Below are 16,505 nucleotides of genomic sequence, written 5' to 3' on the forward strand. Positions count from 1 at the left end.
TCGGGCGCGGGAGCGGGCCATGGTGTTTCATGCCTCCCGTGGCGCACGGCGCCATGTGGAGGTTTGCAAAGGCCCTTCGGCCTTTGGCGGGGTGGTGTTTGGAGAGGCGGCGTCCCTCCACCTCTACAGTGGACGTGCCAGGGCCATCTGGCGCTACCGCGCCCAATAGGCCAGCTGGCTCGTGTAGTAGCCGCGGAAGACGACCCAGATCGGCCCGCCGCAGGCGATGTTCCGGTTCGCGAGATCGACCATCACCGCGTTCCGGTCCTCGTTGGACATGTTCGCAAGATCGAGCGCACCCGGGGGCTCGCAGGCTTCCGGCGGCGGCACTGCGGGGGCTTCGGCGAGGCGGGTCCGCAGCTCGGCCAGCCGGACTCCGATGATGTTCAGCGCCTGGCTCGACACGATCAGGGCGGCGATGCCGCAGAGCGCCCATCCCAGCAGCGGCGTCAGGCGGGCCCAGAGACGTGCCGCTTCGGCCCAGAACCAGACGACGCCGATGGCGACCAGCGCGATCGAGCCGACCCATTGCCGCGGCAGGATCCAGTAATCCGCCATATAGGAGATCCAGCCGATCAGGACCGAGAGGAGGAGGGACAGCAGGACGAGCAGGGCCGGGGCCTGCAGCCGCGCCGCGCTGCCGCGCAGGCCCGCCGGCAGCAGCAGCGCGCCCATCGCGGCGGCGGTGAAGATGGCGGCGATGGCATAGCTGCCGTCGAGGAACTGCGTGTGGCTGTAATTGGTGAAATTCGCCAGCGGGCCCTGCTGGCGAAGCCATTCGAAGGGGTCCAGGCCGAGATTGGGCTGGCCCCGCAGCCAGGTGAGCGCGCCGAGCAGCAGATACAGGCCGGCGCCGAGGGCCACCAGGCCGGGATTGGCGAAGCGGATCAGGGAGCGCAGGCTGAACGCCTCATGTGTCACCGCCCGATGATGGACATAGGCGACGAGGCACACGACCGGCCAATAGACTGCGAAGTAGACATGCATGGTCGTACCGAAGACGGCCGTGAAGATGCCGAAGAGGAGCATGCCCCAGCTTTCCGGATGCTGCGGCCTCGCGACGTAGTAGAGCAGCAGGCCGGCCGAGGCGGCCGGGATCGGAGCATAGGGGCGCGCTTCGCCCAGAAGATACATGAGGAGATGCTGGCCGGTCAGGGCAGCGACCACGACGATCTGCCACAGGACCGAGAAGCCGAGGACCCGGAACAGCATGATGGCTGAGGAGAACAGGAACACGCCGGACAGGATCGACGGCAGGCGCAGCAGCGTCGCGTCGAGCCCGAGATAGTTCAGCGTCCAATAATTCAGGATGATGTAGATCCCGGTCTGGCCGTGCTGGATGTTGTCGGCCGTTGCCAGGAAAAGGGACCAGGCTTCGCGCGTCGTGGGCTCGGCCGCGTAGGCGAAATGCGTGAATTCATCGATCCAGATCGGCCGGCCGAGCGAGGCATGCAGGCCCACGGCTCCAAGGCCGAGGAGAAACGGCAACGCGCACGCGACCGCATGCACGGCACGGGACACTGTCATGATGCTCCCAACATCCGCACGCAGGCGCGCGCTTCCGATACGAGGTGGTGGCGGCGGCTGATACATACGGTTACGGGTGCGGGATTCCGGCGTCAAGAGCGCCGTTCCTGGCTCTCGTCGGGGGCGGCGGGGCACGTCGCGCGGCGGGCTGACGCCATCCCGGGGCTGCTCCACTCCACAGGGTTTCGGGCTGCGACGGACCACGGGGATGGGCACCGAGCGGTGCGCGGAACCAGGCAGCGCAGGGCGGAAAACGTCTTCCGGTTGCGCTGGACACCCTGCACCGCCCCCTGTAGGTCGCAGGGACGGAATTGGGCGCAGGGAGACCTCCCGCATGAAGCTTGCGGTCCTGAAGGAACGGCGGAGCGGAGAGACCCGCGTCGCGGCAACGCCTGAGACGGTGAAGAAACTCATCGCCATGGGCCTCGATGTCGCGGTGGAGGCCGGGGCGGGCCTGGCCTCCGGCTTCACCGATGCCGCCTATGCCGAGGCCGGGGCCGCGATCGGGGCGGACGCCGCGACGGTGCTGTCCGGCGCCGGCATCGTGTTCAAGGTCCGCGCACCTCTCGGCACCGGGGAAGACGCGGTGGACGAGCTCGCGCTGATCCCGCGCGGGGCGCTGCTGATCGGCACGCTGGGCGCCGATCCGGCGATGGCCGGCACCTATGCGAGGCTCGGCCTCGATGCCTGCGCCATGGAGCTCGCACCGCGCATCACCCGGGCGCAGTCGATGGACGTGCTGTCCTCCCAGGCCAATCTCGCGGGCTACCGCGCGGTGATCGAGGGCGCGGCCGCCTACGACAAGGGCTTTCCGATGATGATGACGGCGGCCGGCACGGTGCCCGCCGCCAATGCCTTCATCATGGGCGCGGGCGTCGCCGGGCTGCAGGCCATCGCGACGGCGCGGCGCCTCGGCGGGCGAGTCTCCGCGACCGATGTGCGGCCGGCGGCGAAGGAGGAGATCAAGTCCCTCGGCGCGTCCTTCGTCGGCTACGAGGATGAGGAGAGCAAGGCGGCCCAGACGGCGGGCGGCTACGCCAAGCAGCTCTCGGCCGAGTTCTATGCGAAGCAGGCCGAGGTGGTGGCCGCCCACATCGCCAAGCAGGATGTCGTGGTCTGCACCGCCCTGGTGCAGGGCCGCAAGGCGCCGACGCTGGTCACCGCGGCCATGGTCGCGTCGATGAAGCCGGGATCGGTGATCGTGGACATTGCCTCGGATGCCGGCGGCAATTGCGCGCTGACGCGGCCGGGCGAGATGATCGTGACCGAGAACGGGGTGAAGATCCTCGGCTTCACCAACTGGGCGGGGCGGCTGCCGGCGGCGGCCTCGGCACTCTATGCGCGCAACCTGCTCACCTTCCTGTCCACCTTCTGGGACAAGGAGGCGAAGGCGCCGAAGCTGCCGGAGGAGGACGACATCGTGAAGGGCGTCACACTCACCCGCGGCGGCGCCGTGGTGCATCCGTCGATGAAGTCGGCGGCATAAGGGGGCAGGGACGATGAACGCAACCGAACTCGCCAACCAGGCGCAGGCCGCGGCGCAGCGCGCGCTGGAACTGGCCGCGCAGGCGCGGATCGCCGCCGAGGCCGTGGCCCCGGTCGCCGCGGCGGCCGAGCCCTTCCTCTATCTGCTGACGATCTTCCTGCTCGCCTGCTTCGTCGGCTACCACGTGGTGTGGAACGTCACCCCGGCGCTGCATTCGCCGCTGATGGGCGTCACCAACGCCATTTCCTCGGTGATCGTGGTGGGCGCGATGCTCGCCGCCGGCACGGCGGATACGACGATCGCGCGGATCTTCGGCTTCATCGCCGTGACGCTTGCCGCGGTGAACATCTTCGGCGGCTTCATGGTGACGCGGCGCATGCTCGCCATGTTCAAGAAGAAGGGGAGCTGAGCCGATGGGTGAGACACTTTCGACCCTCGCCTATCTGGTCGCCTCGGTCCTCTTCATCCTCGCCCTGCGCGGGCTGAGCCACCCGGAGACCAGCCGCCAGGGGAATACCTTCGGCATGGTGGGGATGGGCATCGCCATCCTGGCGACGCTGGCCCACCACGGGATGAGCTTCGGCGGCATCGCGCTGATCATCGTGGGCCTCGCCATCGGCGGGACCATCGGCACCGTCGTCGCGCAGCGCATCCAGATGACGGCGCTGCCGCAGCTCGTCGCAGCCTTCCACTCGCTGGTCGGCATGGCCGCCGTGTTCGTGGCCGCCGGGGCCTTCTATGCGCCGATGTCCTTCGGCATCGGCACGCATGAGCACATCCACACCCAGTCCTTGATCGAAATGTCGCTCGGCGTCGCGATCGGTGCGGTGACGTTCTCGGGGTCGGTCATCGCCTTCGCGAAGCTGGCGGGGAAGATGTCGGGGGCGCCGATCACCTTCCAGGGTCAGCATTGGCTGAACCTCGCGCTCGGCATCCTGCTGCTGGTGCTGATCATCACCTTCGTCGCGACCGGGTCGGGCGTGCTGTTCTGGCTGATCGCGCTGCTGTCCTTCGCGCTCGGCTTCCTGCTGATCATCCCCATCGGCGGGGCGGACATGCCGGTCGTGGTGTCCATGCTGAACAGCTATTCCGGCTGGGCGGCGGCGGGCATCGGCTTCACCATCGGCAACCTGCTGCTGATCATCACCGGCGCGCTGGTCGGCGCCTCGGGCGCCATCCTGTCCTACATCATGTGCAAGGGGATGAACCGCAGCATCATCAACGTGCTGCTGGGCGGGTTCGGGTCCGAGAGCGGGGCGGCCGCTGCGGGCGGCGGCGATACGGACCGGCCGCCGGTCAAGGCCGGGTCGCCGGAAGATGCCGCCTACATGATGAAGAACGCGCAGAAGATCATCATCGTCCCCGGCTACGGCATGGCGGTCGCCCAGGCGCAGCAGGTGCTGCGCGAGATGGCCGACCTGCTGAAGAAGGAAGGGGCGGAGATCAAATACGCCATCCACCCCGTCGCCGGCCGCATGCCCGGCCACATGAACGTGCTGCTGGCCGAGGCCAACGTGCCCTATGATGAGGTCTTCGAACTCGAGGAGATCAATCCGGAATTCGCCGATGCGGATGTGGCCTTCGTGATCGGGGCCAATGACGTGACCAACCCGGCGGCGAAGACGGACAAGTCCTCGGCGATCTACGGCATGCCGATCCTGGATGTGGAGCGCGCGAAGACGGTGTTCTTCGTCAAGCGCGGCATGGCGAGCGGCTATGCCGGCGTGGAGAACGAACTGTTCTACCGCCCGAACACCATGATGCTGTTCGGCGACGCCAAGAAGGTGACCCAGGAGATCGTGCAGTCGCTGCAGAGATAGCCGCCTGATACCAGCCAGCCTTTCGGCTGACTCGGTATCAGAGTCTTGTGGATTTGCGCGCGGCCGCCCCACCAACCCCGCGCGCCATACCGTCCGCCTTGCCGATGACGAGGTCATCAGCAAGGCTCGTCGGTATGATACCCCCGTTCTGCGCGACGGCCGGCCCCTGTGCCGGCCGTCGTCGTTTCATGATGCGGGCCGCCGCGTCGGCAATGTTGCGTTGCATGCCGTGCGAAGGGTAGTTGAAGGAGGGAGAAGCGTCGCCACCGTCGCAGTCCATGGATAGTGGATCATGCAACTTATGGAGGCGCATCTGCTGCAGGAGGTTCTGTTCTACTCGGCTGTCGGCTTCCTAGCGCAGCTTGTCGATGGCGCGATCGGCATGGCTTATGGGCTGACCGCCACGACCGTCATGCTGACCCATGGCGTGACGCCGGCGATGGCCTCGGCCGGCGTGCATGCGGCGGAAGTGGCGACCACGGGGCTTTCCGGCCTGGCGCATTGGCGGCTCGGCCATGTGTTGCCGCGACTGGTGCTGCGCCTCGCGCTGCCGGGCATCGCGGGCGGGGTCATCGGCGCGCTGATTGCGGGCCACCTGCCCATGGCCTGGCTGAAGCCGGCCGTCAGCGCCTATCTGGTGTTCATGGGGCTGCTCATCCTGCGCCGTGCCCTGTTCAACCGTGGCGCCGATGCCGGGCGCACGGACCAGGATGCGGTGCGGATCGGCTTCGGCGGTGGCTTCCTCGACGCCGTCGGAGGAGGGGGATGGGGGCCGCTCGTCACCTCCACGCTGATCGGCCGGGGGCTCGATCCGAAATTCGCCATCGGGTCGTCCAACGCCGCCGAGTTCTTCGTCACCGCCGCGGTCACCACCGCCTTCCTGAGCACCATCGGCCTCGACGTCTGGCCGATCGTGCTCGGCCTCGTCATCGGGGGCGCGATCGCGGCGCCCTTCGCCGCGCTCGCCACGCGCCACATGCCGGCGCGCCCGCTGATGGGCGTCGTCGGCGTGGTGATCACCCTGCTCGCCGGATCGAACCTGGTGCGGGAGGCGATACGCCTGCTCGGCTGATCAGGCGTCGTTGCTCATCAGGCTGGCGCGCAGCTCGGCGCCGCTCGACAGCCAGCCGAAGAACTTTTCCACGTTGAACTCGGTCGCCTGCTGCTGGCCGGGGCCCGCCGCCATGGTCGCGTCCGCCAGCATCACGGGGAAGAACTCGCGGTGATAAGCGTCGCGAATGGTGCTCTCGACGCAGACATTGGTGGCCACGCCGCAGATCAGCAGCGTGCGGATGCGCCGCGCGGCGAGGATCTGCTCCAGACCCGTGCCGGCGAAGCCCGAATAGCGCGACTTGGGCACCACGATGTCGCCGGGCTGGGGCGTCAGCTCCGGGACGATCTCATGGTCCCAGGTGCCGTGGGTGATCAGCTTGCCGGCATAGGCCTCGTTCGCGCGCATGAACTTCAGCGCATTCGACTTGTGGAAGACGGGGGCGGTCTCGGGGGCTTCCCGCTGGTCGGGGGAGAAGCCGTTCTGCAGGTAGATCACCGGGATGCCGGCGGCGCGGCACGCCTCGGCGATGCGGGCGGCCTCCTCGATCACCGGGGCGGCGCCCGAGACGTCGAAGCCGACCAGGTCGATATAGCCGCCCTTCGAGCAATAGGCGTTCTGCATGTCGACGATGATGAGCGCCGTTTCGTCCACGCGGACGGTGACAGGCTCGGGGCGGGCGGGGAGGGTGAGGGTGCGGGTCATGCCGCGGGCATCGCAAGGCGCGTGCCAGGGCGTTCAGCGCAGATCCCGTGGCGGCCAGGGCAGGGCCGCCAGTGGCTGCCCAGGGGCGGCACGCACGAAATTCGTCCAGAATCGGCAGTCCCGCAGGAACCAGCCAGGTCCGGGCGCCGTGCTGACGGACAGTGCTGGGCAGCGCTGCTGCTGCCGTAGCCTCTCGGCCTGTCGCGGCAGCTCGGCGTCGCGGGTGACGGCCGCATTCTCCCACCTCTCCCAGCGCACCATGCCGAGGTCACGGGCGAGCACGAAACGTTCCAAGTGATGGGCCGTTGCGATGTCGGCGCCGCCATAATGCTCGGAGACGATGGCATCGACGGTGATGCTGCCGGTCTGGCCGGTCGCGGCCTCGCGCCAGGGCAGGGCGAGCCGGGTGCGGCGGAAGCGGGTCAGGCTGGCGTCGAATGCGGTCGGGCAGGCCTGGGGGGAGGGCGCGATGCGCAGGCGCATGACGCGGGTAGTCCAGGCGTCACCGGCGCCGGGGCCGGCAAGCAGCCAGCCCTGCCAGCCGCGCCCGCCGCTGCGGCAATCGGGGGAGAGGAACCATTGGACGCCACCGCCGGCATCCTCGGTCATGGCGATGAAGGACGGGCCGGGGCCGAGGGGGATGACCTGCCCGCCATCGCCGCGGCCGCGGTCGTGGGTGCCGAAGCGGCGATTCTCGCCGGCGCCGAAATCGAAAGTCTGCACGGCCGCCGGCACGCCGAGCAGGCTGCCCAGCACGGCGTCCGAGGCCTGATAGCCCTGCGGGATGCTGCGCGCCTGCTGCGCCGCCGGCCAGTCATGGCGGCGATAGGGCATGGGCGCATCCTGGCGCTGGGGCGCGCGGCGCGTGCAGCCGGGCTCGAAGGGGAGCAGGCCGGGCTCCGGGCGCCCGGCGGCGTCGAGGCAGATGCTCTGCACCAGGAAGGGGAGCAGGGCGGATTGCTGGGCGGCGGCGGGCAGACAAGCCCCGGCCAGCAGGACGATGGACAGCAAAAAACCGCGGATCACGGGGGCGCCGTGCCGCGGTTTCCGGCTGCGATCCGCCTTTCCGGGCGGATGGCGGGGCTTCAGAAGCCCTCGCGCTCCAGGCGCTTGCGCTCCACCTTGCGGGCGCGGCGGACGGCCTCGGCGGCCTCGCGCGCACGGCGCTCGGAGGGCTTCTCATAGTGCCGGCGAAGCTTCATCTCGCGGAACACACCTTCCCGCTGGAGCTTCTTCTTCAGCGCCTTGAGCGCCTGATCGATATTGTTGTCACGAACGACGACTTGCACGCGGCGCAACCTCCTGCGCGTTGGGATTGAAAGAAAGGCAATGGACAATCGACGCGACCGGACACCCGGTCTGCGTCGGTTGCAGGATGCTTACCACGATTCGAAGGCGCGCCGGAAGACCTCCCGCACGCGCCGAAGGCCCTATATGCAGTATCGCAGCGCATTTTTCGAGCCCCGAGACGCCATGGCCCTCCTCAAGATCGCCCGCATGGGCCACCCGATCCTCCTCACCCCCGCCGAGGAGGTGGACGACCCGACCGCCCCGGAGATCCGGCGCCTCGTCGCCGACATGGCGCAGACGATGGAGGATGCGGGGGGGATCGGCCTCGCCGCGCCGCAGGTGCATGTGCCGCTGCGGCTGTTCGTCTGGCGCACCGGGGCGGGCGGCGTGTCCGCCCTGATCAACCCCGAACTCGAGCAGGTGGGGGAGGAGACGGAGACGGCCTGGGAGGGCTGCCTGTCCATCCCCGGCCTGCGCGGGGCGGTGCGGCGGGCCAGCCGGCTGCGCTTCCGTGGCGTCGACATCGACGGAAGGCCGATCGAGGGTGAGGCTGCCGGCTTGGTCGCACGGGTGATGCAGCACGAGACGGATCATCTCGACGGCATCCTCTACCCGATGCGCATGGAGGATCTGTCCCTGTTCGGTTTCACCGAGGAGCTGTCGCGCGCGGCGAATGCGCGCGCGGCGGCGAAGGAGGCATGATGGAAGCCCTGAACGAGAGCGACCGCGCCGGGCGCGACGCGGCCATCCGGGCGATGCTGCCCCTGGTGCCGGCCACGGGCTGGACCGCGCGAACCATCGCCGCCGGCCTGCACGCGGCCGGGCTGCCGGAGGAGGAGGCGAGCTTCCTGTTCCCCCGCGGCGTCCTTTCGGCCATTGCGGCGTGGCGGGACCTGACGGATCGGGAGATGGTCGCGGCGGCCGGGGATGTCTCGGCCCTGCGCGTATCGGCGCGGGTGCGGGCACTCGTGGCGGCGCGGCTGGCACTGATCGCGCCGCACAAGGAGGCGGCACGCCAGGCGGCGGCGCTGCTGGCTCTGCCGTGGAACGCGCCCGCCGCGCTGCGCGGCGCGGCGCGGACGGCAGATGCGATCTGGGTGGCGGCGGGGGATGTCTCGGACGATCTGTCCCGCTACACGCGGCGGGCGACGCTCGCCGCGATCCTGGCCGCGACGCTGGCCTTCTTCCTGCATGACGAGAGCGAGGATATCGGCCCGACCCTGGCCTTCCTGGACCGTCGCCTGGCCGATCTGGCGCGGGTGCAGCGCTGCCGGCGACCGCGCAAGAAGGCCGAAGCGGCGTAAGCTGCGGCGCCACATGCAGTGCACCCCGCAAATCCCTGCAACAACAGGCGATTGAAACAATTTTTCCGTAGTCTCCGCGCGTCGTCCTCGCTATGGAACGCAGGCAGGAACCGCTTCGCCGCGTGCCCGGGGGAATCGGGGTGCGCGTTGCCGGGGCGGTCCACCCCGATGCAACCGAGGGAGCGCGCCGCGCCCATGATGAAGACTAGGACGAAGACCGTCGTTGCCGCGCTGTGCGGCGCCCTGATCGCCGGGCCGGCGATGGCCGATGCCTGCCTGCGTCCGGAGGAGCGGAGCGCGCTCGAGATGCGCGCCCTGCGGTCCTACCTGATGGTGGCGGCGCTGCAGTGCCGGACCGTCTACAACGCGCCGGAGGGGTACAACAACTTCCTCCGCCGCTTCGGCAGTGACCTGTCGGCGGCAGACCGCATCGCGGCGACGCACTTCCAGCGCTCCTATGGCGGCGCGTCGCGCGGCGGGCGCCTTGACCAGTACAACACGGTCATGGCGAACGAGCATTCCGAGGATGCGATGCGCGCCGGCTCCTTCTTCTGCCGCGATGCCCAGCCGCTGTTCCAGCAGGTGGTGACGCTGCAGGCGACGGAACTCGCGACCTTCGCCGTGCAGCGCAACATCATCCAGAGCTACTCGGTGCCGGACTGCTCGGCGGCGCCGGCCCGCGGCGCGACACGCACGGCGGCCCGCCGCGGCCGCTGATCGCGCCCAGGCTGAGACGAGAGGGGCGGTCCGGGAACGGGCCGCCCTTTTTCGTTGGGGGCTCTTTCGACGCAGGCGATTGGAGAGAGGTACTGCCCCTGTTGTATGTCTCGGGTGCGGTGTCCGTTGCCCGGTCGGGTCGTGGCTGCGGTGGCGCGCGGTAGGCCGAAACCCCCTGGGGTGAACGAGCCCGCTCCAAACGCCCTTCAGGCGCACTGCCGGCCTTCGGCGCCATTCTGGCAATAGTGCAGGGCGCTCAAGCAGGTCCTGTCCGGATGAAGCCATCCGGACAGGTGAAGATGCCCGCAAGAACAGACACCGAGAGCATTGCAGGTGAACGGAAGTTCGTCGGAAATGCTCTCGGCTGAGGTGGGCGGAGGCCCTTCAGCCTTTGCTGGGGAGAATCCGAGAGGGGCAAAGCCTCTCCCGGTTCCGCCGTTCGGGAAGACGCCCGACCTTCAGCGTAGGATGATCTCGACCCGCCGGTTCTGCGGTTCGCGGACATTCTCGGGCGTCGGCACCAGCGGCTGGCTTTCGCCGAGCGCGGTGATCACGATGTCCTGCTGCGCGACGCCCAGGCGCACCAGCTCGGCGGCGACGATGTCCGCGCGGCGGCGCGACAGGGCCTGGTTGTACTGCACGGTGCCGGTGCGATCGGCGTGGCCGGCGACCTCGATGCGGGTGCTGCGCTGGGCGCGGACCTGCTGGGCTGCTTCGGCGATGATCTGACGGGCGCGTTCGGTCAGCGTGGCGCTGTTCCAGTCGAAGAAGACGATGAAGCTGCGCTGCTGCACGGGGGCGGCGGCGGGGGGCGGCGCTGCGGGGGCCGATGGCGCGTTGAAGGCATAGCGCAGGCCGAGCATCAGCGACTGCTGGTAGGAATCGGGCTCGACCGTGCCACGGGCCACGGTGGCGCCCGTGTTGGGATTGTCGAATCGAACCTGCAGTCGCGGCTGGAGCGTGCCGACGAAGCGGTATTCGGCGGTCACCGCCAAGCCCGGCAGGAATTCCAGCGGGAAGGCGAGGCCGGCGATGCCCTGGTAGGCGAACTGGCCGTCGCTGTCGTCGACGGTCATGCGGAGGGCGCCGTTCTGGCTGTAGCCGCGTATGCTGGACCAGTCGGTGACCATGTAGCCGGCCCCGACGCCGACATAGGGCATGACCGGGCCGATCTGGATCAGATCGACCAGCACATTGCCCATGACCCCCCAACTCTCCTGACGGCCGCTGATGCCGCCATCGGCCCACCAGCCGGCAACACCCGTGGCACCGTCCGTGTCGTTGGTGCGGTAATTGCCTTCGATCTCTGCGCGGAGCCCGTTGCCGAAGCCCCAGCCGAGACTGAGCACCCCCGCGAATCCGGGCTGGAAGCCGACCGTCGCCTGGTTGCCGTAGCCGGCGGCGGCGAGGCCGGTCACGGCCGTCGAGTCGAGGCCGAGTCCCGTATTGGGAAGAAGGTTGAAGCCGGCGCCTCCGGCAACATAGGGGCCCTCGACGAACTGGGCCTGTGCGGCGAAAGGCGCGGCCAGCAAGGCGAAGGCGAGGGCCGTGCCGGGAAGGCGACGGCGCAGACGGGGAGAGGCGGCAGGCATGGTTCGACTATACCGCATGAATCGCGACGGACACTGGCTGATCATTTGGGATGCTTCAATGCAGAAGGGGGCGCCTTGCGGCGCCCCCTTCCGGTCTCCGACGCTGATGCGGTGATCAGCGGAGGATGATTTCCACGCGGCGGTTCTGCGGCTCGCGGGTGTTGTCCGGGGTCGGGACCAGCAGGTTGGTCTCGCCGAAGCCGCGGGCGACGATCTGGTTGCGGGGGATGCCCAGGCGAACCAGCTCGGCAGCCACGTTGTTCGCGCGGCGGATCGACAGGCCCATGTTGTACTGCGCCGAACCCGAGGTGTCGGTGTAGCCGTTGACCTCGAGGCGGGTGACCTGCTGGGTGCGCGAGGCCTGCGCCGCTTCCGCGATGATCTGGCGGGCGCGGTCGGTCAGGTTGTCGCGGTTCCAGTCGAAGAACACCAGGAAGGTGCGGGCCGGCGGCGGGGCAACCACGGGCGCGGCCACCGGGGCGGCGGTGCGGCCGAAGTTGTAGCGGACGCCGAACAGCAGCGACCAGTTGTAGTTGTCAGCCGGGAACTTCACCGATTCACGAGCATTGTAGGCCTGCCCGTTGACCGAGAAGTTGCCGTTGGCGCGGCCGTCGATGTCCTCGTTCGCCGTGCCGAAGAAGCGGCCTTCGGCGGTCAGCGCCAGGCCCGGAACGGCCTGGATCGGGAAGGCGAGACCGAGGATCGCCTGGTAGGCGAAGGCGCCGTTGGTGCCGCCGACATTCACCGTGCCGGAGTTGCCGCCCGAGTTCTGACGGAAGCCGACGCTGTCGTAGTCGTGCCAGGCATAGCCGGCGCCGACGCCGACATAGGGGAGCACCGGGCCGAGGTTGAAGTCATACAGCGCGTTGACCATCAGGCCCCAGGTGGTGGCGGTGCCACCGGCGCGCGGCGTGTTCACGCCGTTCACCTTGATGGTGTCGACGTCGTTGTTGCGGTAGTTGCCCTCGAGTTCGATGCGCAGGCCGTTGCCGAAGCCGTAGCCGACCGAGAGAACGCCGGCCCAGCCCCACTCGAAGGAGATCGAGGTGCGGTCACCATCGGCGGTGTCGAGATAGTTGGTCCCGAGGCCGGCACCGATGTAGATGCCCTGCACCCGCGGATCCCAGCTCTGCGCGTTCGCGGTCGCGGCCATCGGCAGCGACAGCAGCGTCGCGGCAAGAAGCGCCTTCTTCAGGCTCATTGGTATTCTCCTGCTCGGGGCCCTTCGGGGCCGGAAGATCTGTTCGAAGTCCGACCGCCTGTGGCGCAACCGGCTCGACACGGTTGCTTTTTAGCACTCTGTGCGGCCCGCGCCAGGGCTCGCCACAGGAACGCTGTCCGGTGTTGCGGCTTTGCCACGGTCAGGGGTGGCAAATCGGTCACAAGCCGGAGAGGGCGGCCTCATCCGACAGCGCGGCCAGGCTGCCATGAGCCAGAAGGCGGTTTGCATGACCCATCTTGCGTCCGGCGCGGGCCTCGGCCTTGCCGTAGAGATGCGGGACCACGCCCTTCATGCGCAGCAGGCGCGGCCAGGCGGCGAGTCCCTCGGGGCCGATGAGGTTGCGCATGACCGCGTCGTGATGGCGTTCCGGGCTCGCCAGGGGCAGGCCGGCGACGGCGCGGATGTGCTGCTCGAATTGCGACGCGGCGCAGGCATCCATCGTCCAATGGCCGGAATTGTGCGGGCGCGGGGCGATCTCGTTGCCCAGAAGGCGGCCATCGGGAAGGAGGAACATCTCGAGTGCCACGAGACCGATGAGTTCGAGTCCCTCGGCAACCGCGGCGACATGGGAGATCGCCGCCTCCGCCACGGCGGCGGGGACGCGCGCCGGTGCGAAGGAGAGGTCGAGGATATGGTGCGCGTGGCGGTTCTCGGCCGCGTCGAAGACGGCGATGGTGCCGTCCTCACCGCGTGCGGCGATGGCCGAGACCTCGGCGGCGAAGGGCACGAAGGCTTCGAGGATCAGCGGCTTGGGTGCGAGTCGCGCAAAGGCGGGGGCGAGGTCCGAGGCCTCCCGCAGCACGGCCTGGCCGCGGCCGTCATAGCCGAGGCGCGTCGTCTTCAGCACCGCGGGCAGTCCGAGTGCGGCGACGGCGGCGTGGAGATCCTCCTCCGACTCGACCAGCCGCCAGGGCGCAACAGGCACGCCGATGCGGTCCAGGAAGGCCTTCTCCGCCGCGCGGTCCTGGCAGGTGGCGAGCGCGGCGAGGCCGGGGCGGCAGAGGACCAGGCCGGCCAATGCCTCGAGCGCCGCGGCGGGGACGTTCTCGAACTCGAAGGTGACGACGGCGACGGAGGCGGCGAAGCGGGCCAGCGCCTCGCGATCCTCATAGGCCGCCACGGTGCGGTGCGCGGCGACCTGCATGCCGGGCGAATCGGCCTCGGGCGCATAGACGTGGCAGGCATAGCCGAGTCGTGCCGCGGCCAGCGCGGACATCCGGCCAAGCTGGCCGCCGCCGAGAATGCCGATGATCGATCCCGGGGGGAGGGGGAAGGCACTCATGCCGGGGCGTCCGGCACGGCGTCGGTCTGGGTCGTGCGCCAGGCCTCGAGCCGTTGCGCCAGCGCCGGGTCCGACAGGGCGAGAATGGCACCGGCGAGCAGCCCGGCATTGATCGCGCCCGGCTTGCCGATGGCGAGCGTCCCGACCGGAACGCCGCCGGGCATCTGGACGATCGAAAGCAGGGAATCCATGCCCTTGAGCGCATGGCTTTCGACCGGCACGCCGAGCACCGGCAGTGCCGTCATGGACGCGGCCATGCCCGGCAGATGCGCCGCCCCGCCGGCGCCGGCGATGATGACCTTGAGGCCGCGCCCTGCCGCCGCCTTCGCATAGGCCACCAGCCGGTCCGGCGTGCGGTGGGCGGAGACCACCCGCGTCTCATGCGGCACGCCGAGCCTTTCCAGCGTCTCGGCGGCGTGGCGCATCGTCTCCCAATCGGAACGGCTGCCCATGATGATCCCGACCAGCGGTGCCGGGGGCGTGTCACCTGTCATTCACTTCACCGTCAGTCGAAGGGGGCATCGGCCCCGTGCGGACGCCCCGGGACCGCGCGCACGGCGCGCGCAGGCATCCCTGCCGGCAGTCGCTGCCGATCGGGCAGCGGACGGCGCGAAGCCTTGCCGCGGTGATCCGCGGCGCCCGGCGTCCAGGGCACAATTACGCGATAATATCGGGGACAAGGCGGCCTTCGAGCCAGGCGATCTCGTCCTTCAGCTTCAGCTTGCGCTTCTTCAGCCGCTGCAACTGCAACTGATCCACCGGCGACCCGTCCAGTCGCGCGATGACGGTATCGAGGTCGCGGTGCTCGCTGCGCAGTTCATGCAGGCGGCGCAGCATCGCGTCACGGTCGGCAATCATGGCCGGCGGCCCCGGAACGAAGTTGAAGGTGCAATCCCACCACCATCGCCCTTAACATGATCGGGCCGGGGCGCGACAGGCCATTCCCGGATCTGCGCCCCTCGGCCCGACACGCGGTCACCTGCCGTGCTCGGCCATGGAGAAGAGGACGCGTCAAGCATGCCCATGAATGCCCGGATCGCTTCCCTCGAGCAGCGCCACGCGGCGCTGGAACGCCGGATCGTCGATGAGGACAACAGGCCCCGGCCCAACCACATGGAACTGTCCCGCCTGAAGCTCGAGAAACTCCGGCTGAAGGAAGAGATGCAACGTCTGCGGTCGGGCAAGCCGCATTGAGTTTTCCCTAGACCCTCAGACGGCGGGGGCGGCCCATCCGGGCCGCTTGCCTTCGCGCCCCGCCCGGGCGCGCCCAGGACGCGTGTCGGTCTGGGCGCGGTCGCGCCTTGCGCTCCCGGATCGCGGCGGTGCCGCGATCCGACTGCGTGGCCAGCACTGCCCAACGCGCTGCAGTCTCAGGCCGCATCCTCGGTCGGTGGGGGCGGCGTCAGGCTACCGCCGGCGGCCTGGATGGCGGCATTCAGGTCGCCCTGGCTGCACAGCCCCAGGATCACCGGGTCGCGCGGCTTGATGTTCGCGGTGTTCCAATGGGTCTTGTCGCGGACCTTGGCGATGGTGTCCTTCGTGGTGCCAAGCAGCTTCGCCACCACGGCATCCGGCAGCATCGGGTAGTTGCGCAGCAGGAAGGCGATCCCGTCCGGCCGGTCATTGCGCTTGGACACCGGCGTGTAGCGGCCGCCCTTCGCACGCTGCTTCGGCAGGACGATGGAACTTTCCAGCAGGTGCAGGCGGGCATTGGGATCGGCCTCGCAGCGCAGGATCTCCTCCCGCGTCAACTGGCCGGAGGCGACCGGATCGAAGCCGACGATACCCTGCGCCACCTCACCATCCGCGATAGCCTGGATCTCAAGCGGATGCATGCCGACGAAATCGGCGATCTGCTCGAAGGAGAGCGACGTCTTGTCGATCAGCCAAACGGCAGTGGCCTTCGGCATGAGCGGCTGGGGCATGGGTGGACCTCGGATGGCCGGAGGGGCGGCAGGAGCGAACCCCCGCGACAAATGTGGCGCTTCGTATAATGAGGCGCCGTGGCAGGGTCAAAGCCTTGATGGGAAAGGAAGCGCAATGCCCGCGATCCATGACGAGGAACTGCCGCGCCGGCGGCAGGCACTGGAAAAGCCGCGCTTCGACGGATGGGACGTGGCACAGCTCCAGGACTACATCGCCGAGCTGAAGGACGAAATCACCCGGGCCGAGGCCGCCATCGGGGCGCGGAACGACCATCGGGCGGCGGCGGAGGCGTTCTTCCGCAAGCCGTGACGGGTAGGGGCGGAGAGGGATTCTGTTGCCCTCCAATGGCGCTGCCGGAGGCCGAGAGGGCTCCCGTACCGCCGCTGTCGTAGTTGGAGGGGCTCCGCCCCTCCAGGCCGCCCCGCCAGGTGCTTGGAGCACCTGGACCGCGGTCTTTTGGCGCCCGGCACGACAGGCATTCCGCTCCCGCCGAGCCCGCTTCGTGCGCAGAGGCGGGTCTCGGCGTCATTCTGCGGGGGGCGCGAGGCGCCATGTCGAGGTTTCCACAGGTCTTGCGGCCTAT

General features: G+C 69.1%; 20 protein-coding genes. 9 read left to right on the forward strand and 11 right to left on the reverse strand.

Translation table 11 applies throughout. The features are described 5' to 3' along the window. Positions 1–153: 153 nt before the first annotated feature. Positions 154–1,527: a hypothetical protein gene (locus tag KPL78_RS03690; RefSeq protein WP_219761528.1), complete on the reverse strand. Its 1,374-nt coding sequence runs from the start codon at positions 1,525–1,527 to the stop codon at positions 154–156. A 334-nt stretch (positions 1,528–1,861) separates the two neighbouring features. Here KPL78_RS03690 and KPL78_RS03695 point away from each other — a divergent pair, with 334 nt between their 5' ends. From KPL78_RS03695 to KPL78_RS03705, 3 genes are read left to right on the forward strand one after another with little or no spacing between them, the layout of a single operon-like run. Further along, complete coding sequence (locus KPL78_RS03695; RefSeq protein ID WP_219761529.1) at positions 1,862–3,013, forward strand: Re/Si-specific NAD(P)(+) transhydrogenase subunit alpha; 1,152 nt, start codon at positions 1,862–1,864, stop codon at positions 3,011–3,013. 13 nt (positions 3,014–3,026) lie between these two features. Continuing rightward, on the forward strand, positions 3,027–3,422 hold the full coding sequence (locus KPL78_RS03700) for a proton-translocating transhydrogenase family protein (protein ID WP_219761530.1): 396 nt from the start codon (positions 3,027–3,029) through the stop codon (positions 3,420–3,422). Positions 3,423–3,426: 4 nt separating this feature from the next. Continuing rightward, the gene (locus KPL78_RS03705; protein ID WP_219761531.1) at positions 3,427–4,833 is read left to right on the forward strand and encodes an NAD(P)(+) transhydrogenase (Re/Si-specific) subunit beta; all 1,407 of its coding nucleotides are present in this window, start codon (positions 3,427–3,429) and stop codon (positions 4,831–4,833) included. Positions 4,834–4,870: 37 nt separating this feature from the next. On the opposite strand, the gene KPL78_RS03710 is transcribed toward KPL78_RS03705, so the two are convergent. Next, on the reverse strand, positions 4,871–5,113 hold the full coding sequence (locus KPL78_RS03710; RefSeq protein WP_219761532.1) for a hypothetical protein: 243 nt from the start codon (positions 5,111–5,113) through the stop codon (positions 4,871–4,873). A 12-nt stretch (positions 5,114–5,125) separates the two neighbouring features. On the opposite strand from KPL78_RS03710, the gene KPL78_RS03715 reads away from it, so the two are divergent. Beyond that, complete coding sequence (locus tag KPL78_RS03715) at positions 5,126–5,905, forward strand: sulfite exporter TauE/SafE family protein (protein WP_219761533.1); 780 nt, start codon at positions 5,126–5,128, stop codon at positions 5,903–5,905. On the opposite strand, the gene KPL78_RS03720 is transcribed toward KPL78_RS03715, so the two are convergent. Genes KPL78_RS03720 through rpsU form a run of 3 tightly spaced genes read right to left on the reverse strand, consistent with a single transcriptional unit; the run spans position 5,906 to position 7,878 of the window. Beyond that, complete coding sequence (locus KPL78_RS03720) at positions 5,906–6,589, reverse strand: cysteine hydrolase family protein (RefSeq protein WP_219761534.1); 684 nt, start codon at positions 6,587–6,589, stop codon at positions 5,906–5,908. A 33-nt stretch (positions 6,590–6,622) separates the two neighbouring features. Further along, a complete protein-coding gene (locus KPL78_RS03725) occupies positions 6,623–7,615 on the reverse strand; it encodes a hypothetical protein (protein ID WP_219761535.1) in 993 nt (330 codons plus the stop codon). Positions 7,616–7,674: 59 nt separating this feature from the next. Further along, positions 7,675–7,878, reverse strand: a complete 204-nt coding sequence (gene rpsU, locus KPL78_RS03730; RefSeq protein ID WP_007006360.1) for a 30S ribosomal protein S21 — start codon at positions 7,876–7,878, stop codon at positions 7,675–7,677. A 184-nt stretch (positions 7,879–8,062) separates the two neighbouring features. On the opposite strand from rpsU, the gene def reads away from it, so the two are divergent. From def to KPL78_RS03745, 3 genes are all read left to right on the forward strand, one after another. Then, positions 8,063–8,581 carry a peptide deformylase gene (gene def / locus KPL78_RS03735; protein ID WP_219761536.1) on the forward strand — a complete coding sequence of 173 codons (519 nt, stop codon included), beginning with the start codon at positions 8,063–8,065 and terminating at the stop codon, positions 8,579–8,581. Continuing rightward, complete coding sequence (locus KPL78_RS03740) at positions 8,578–9,183, forward strand: COQ9 family protein (protein ID WP_219761537.1); 606 nt, start codon at positions 8,578–8,580, stop codon at positions 9,181–9,183. Before def ends, KPL78_RS03740 begins: the two co-directional genes overlap by 4 nt. 195 nt (positions 9,184–9,378) lie before the next feature. Further along, a complete protein-coding gene (locus KPL78_RS03745) occupies positions 9,379–9,900 on the forward strand; it encodes a hypothetical protein (RefSeq protein ID WP_219761538.1) in 522 nt (173 codons plus the stop codon). A 458-nt stretch (positions 9,901–10,358) separates the two neighbouring features. On the opposite strand, the gene KPL78_RS03750 is transcribed toward KPL78_RS03745, so the two are convergent. The 5 genes from KPL78_RS03750 to KPL78_RS03770 form a co-directional block, all read right to left on the reverse strand. Continuing rightward, on the reverse strand, positions 10,359–11,492 hold the full coding sequence (locus tag KPL78_RS03750; protein ID WP_219761539.1) for an OmpA family protein: 1,134 nt from the start codon (positions 11,490–11,492) through the stop codon (positions 10,359–10,361). Between the two features lie 115 nt (positions 11,493–11,607). Then, entirely contained in the window at positions 11,608–12,693 is a 1,086-nt protein-coding gene (locus KPL78_RS03755; protein ID WP_219761540.1) for an OmpA family protein, read from the reverse strand. 178 nt (positions 12,694–12,871) lie between these two features. Further along, positions 12,872–13,996 carry a 5-(carboxyamino)imidazole ribonucleotide synthase gene (locus KPL78_RS03760; protein WP_219761541.1) on the reverse strand — a complete coding sequence of 375 codons (1,125 nt, stop codon included), beginning with the start codon at positions 13,994–13,996 and terminating at the stop codon, positions 12,872–12,874. Then, positions 13,993–14,490: a 5-(carboxyamino)imidazole ribonucleotide mutase gene (gene purE, locus KPL78_RS03765; protein WP_255568541.1), complete on the reverse strand. Its 498-nt coding sequence runs from the start codon at positions 14,488–14,490 to the stop codon at positions 13,993–13,995. The genes KPL78_RS03760 and purE overlap by 4 nt, the downstream gene beginning before the upstream one ends. A gap of 163 nt (positions 14,491–14,653) precedes the next feature. After that, positions 14,654–14,854, reverse strand: coding sequence for a YdcH family protein (locus KPL78_RS03770; protein ID WP_198376663.1), 201 nt, complete (start codon positions 14,852–14,854; stop codon positions 14,654–14,656). Between the two features lie 159 nt (positions 14,855–15,013). Here KPL78_RS03770 and KPL78_RS03775 point away from each other — a divergent pair, with 159 nt between their 5' ends. Beyond that, complete coding sequence (locus KPL78_RS03775; protein WP_219761542.1) at positions 15,014–15,190, forward strand: YdcH family protein; 177 nt, start codon at positions 15,014–15,016, stop codon at positions 15,188–15,190. A gap of 176 nt (positions 15,191–15,366) precedes the next feature. On the opposite strand, the gene KPL78_RS03780 is transcribed toward KPL78_RS03775, so the two are convergent. Further along, the gene (locus KPL78_RS03780; protein WP_219761543.1) at positions 15,367–15,921 is read right to left on the reverse strand and encodes a DUF1013 domain-containing protein; all 555 of its coding nucleotides are present in this window, start codon (positions 15,919–15,921) and stop codon (positions 15,367–15,369) included. 115 nt (positions 15,922–16,036) lie between these two features. Between KPL78_RS03780 and KPL78_RS03785 the strand changes: the two genes are divergently transcribed. Beyond that, entirely contained in the window at positions 16,037–16,231 is a 195-nt protein-coding gene (locus KPL78_RS03785) for a DUF1192 domain-containing protein (RefSeq protein WP_219761544.1), read from the forward strand. Positions 16,232–16,505 lie beyond the last annotated feature (274 nt).

It is taken from the genome of Roseomonas alba, assembly GCF_019430885.1.
Classification (GTDB): Bacteria; Pseudomonadota; Alphaproteobacteria; order Acetobacterales; family Acetobacteraceae; genus Neoroseomonas; species Neoroseomonas alba.

Excerpts from the sequence above, each read along its gene's own strand:
- KPL78_RS03690 (WP_219761528.1), bottom strand. The coding sequence starts at position 1,527 with ATGACAGTGTCCCGTGCCGTGCATGCGGTCGCGTGCGCGTTGCCGTTT.
- KPL78_RS03695 (WP_219761529.1), top strand. The coding sequence starts at position 1,862 with ATGAAGCTTGCGGTCCTGAAGGAACGGCGGAGCGGAGAGACCCGCGTC.
- KPL78_RS03700 (WP_219761530.1), top strand. The coding sequence starts at position 3,027 with ATGAACGCAACCGAACTCGCCAACCAGGCGCAGGCCGCGGCGCAGCGC.
- KPL78_RS03705 (WP_219761531.1), top strand. The coding sequence starts at position 3,427 with ATGGGTGAGACACTTTCGACCCTCGCCTATCTGGTCGCCTCGGTCCTC.
- KPL78_RS03710 (WP_219761532.1), bottom strand. The coding sequence starts at position 5,113 with ATGGACTGCGACGGTGGCGACGCTTCTCCCTCCTTCAACTACCCTTCG.
- KPL78_RS03715 (WP_219761533.1), top strand. The coding sequence starts at position 5,126 with ATGCAACTTATGGAGGCGCATCTGCTGCAGGAGGTTCTGTTCTACTCG.
- KPL78_RS03720 (WP_219761534.1), bottom strand. The coding sequence starts at position 6,589 with ATGACCCGCACCCTCACCCTCCCCGCCCGCCCCGAGCCTGTCACCGTC.
- def (WP_219761536.1), top strand. The coding sequence starts at position 8,063 with ATGGCCCTCCTCAAGATCGCCCGCATGGGCCACCCGATCCTCCTCACC.
- KPL78_RS03740 (WP_219761537.1), top strand. The coding sequence starts at position 8,578 with ATGATGGAAGCCCTGAACGAGAGCGACCGCGCCGGGCGCGACGCGGCC.
- KPL78_RS03745 (WP_219761538.1), top strand. The coding sequence starts at position 9,379 with ATGATGAAGACTAGGACGAAGACCGTCGTTGCCGCGCTGTGCGGCGCC.
- KPL78_RS03750 (WP_219761539.1), bottom strand. The coding sequence starts at position 11,492 with ATGCCTGCCGCCTCTCCCCGTCTGCGCCGTCGCCTTCCCGGCACGGCC.
- KPL78_RS03755 (WP_219761540.1), bottom strand. The coding sequence starts at position 12,693 with ATGAGCCTGAAGAAGGCGCTTCTTGCCGCGACGCTGCTGTCGCTGCCG.
- KPL78_RS03760 (WP_219761541.1), bottom strand. The coding sequence starts at position 13,996 with ATGAGTGCCTTCCCCCTCCCCCCGGGATCGATCATCGGCATTCTCGGC.
- purE (WP_255568541.1), bottom strand. The coding sequence starts at position 14,490 with ATGACAGGTGACACGCCCCCGGCACCGCTGGTCGGGATCATCATGGGC.
- KPL78_RS03770 (WP_198376663.1), bottom strand. The coding sequence starts at position 14,854 with ATGATTGCCGACCGTGACGCGATGCTGCGCCGCCTGCATGAACTGCGC.
- KPL78_RS03775 (WP_219761542.1), top strand. The coding sequence starts at position 15,014 with ATGCCCATGAATGCCCGGATCGCTTCCCTCGAGCAGCGCCACGCGGCG.
- KPL78_RS03780 (WP_219761543.1), bottom strand. The coding sequence starts at position 15,921 with ATGCCCCAGCCGCTCATGCCGAAGGCCACTGCCGTTTGGCTGATCGAC.
- KPL78_RS03785 (WP_219761544.1), top strand. The coding sequence starts at position 16,037 with ATGCCCGCGATCCATGACGAGGAACTGCCGCGCCGGCGGCAGGCACTG.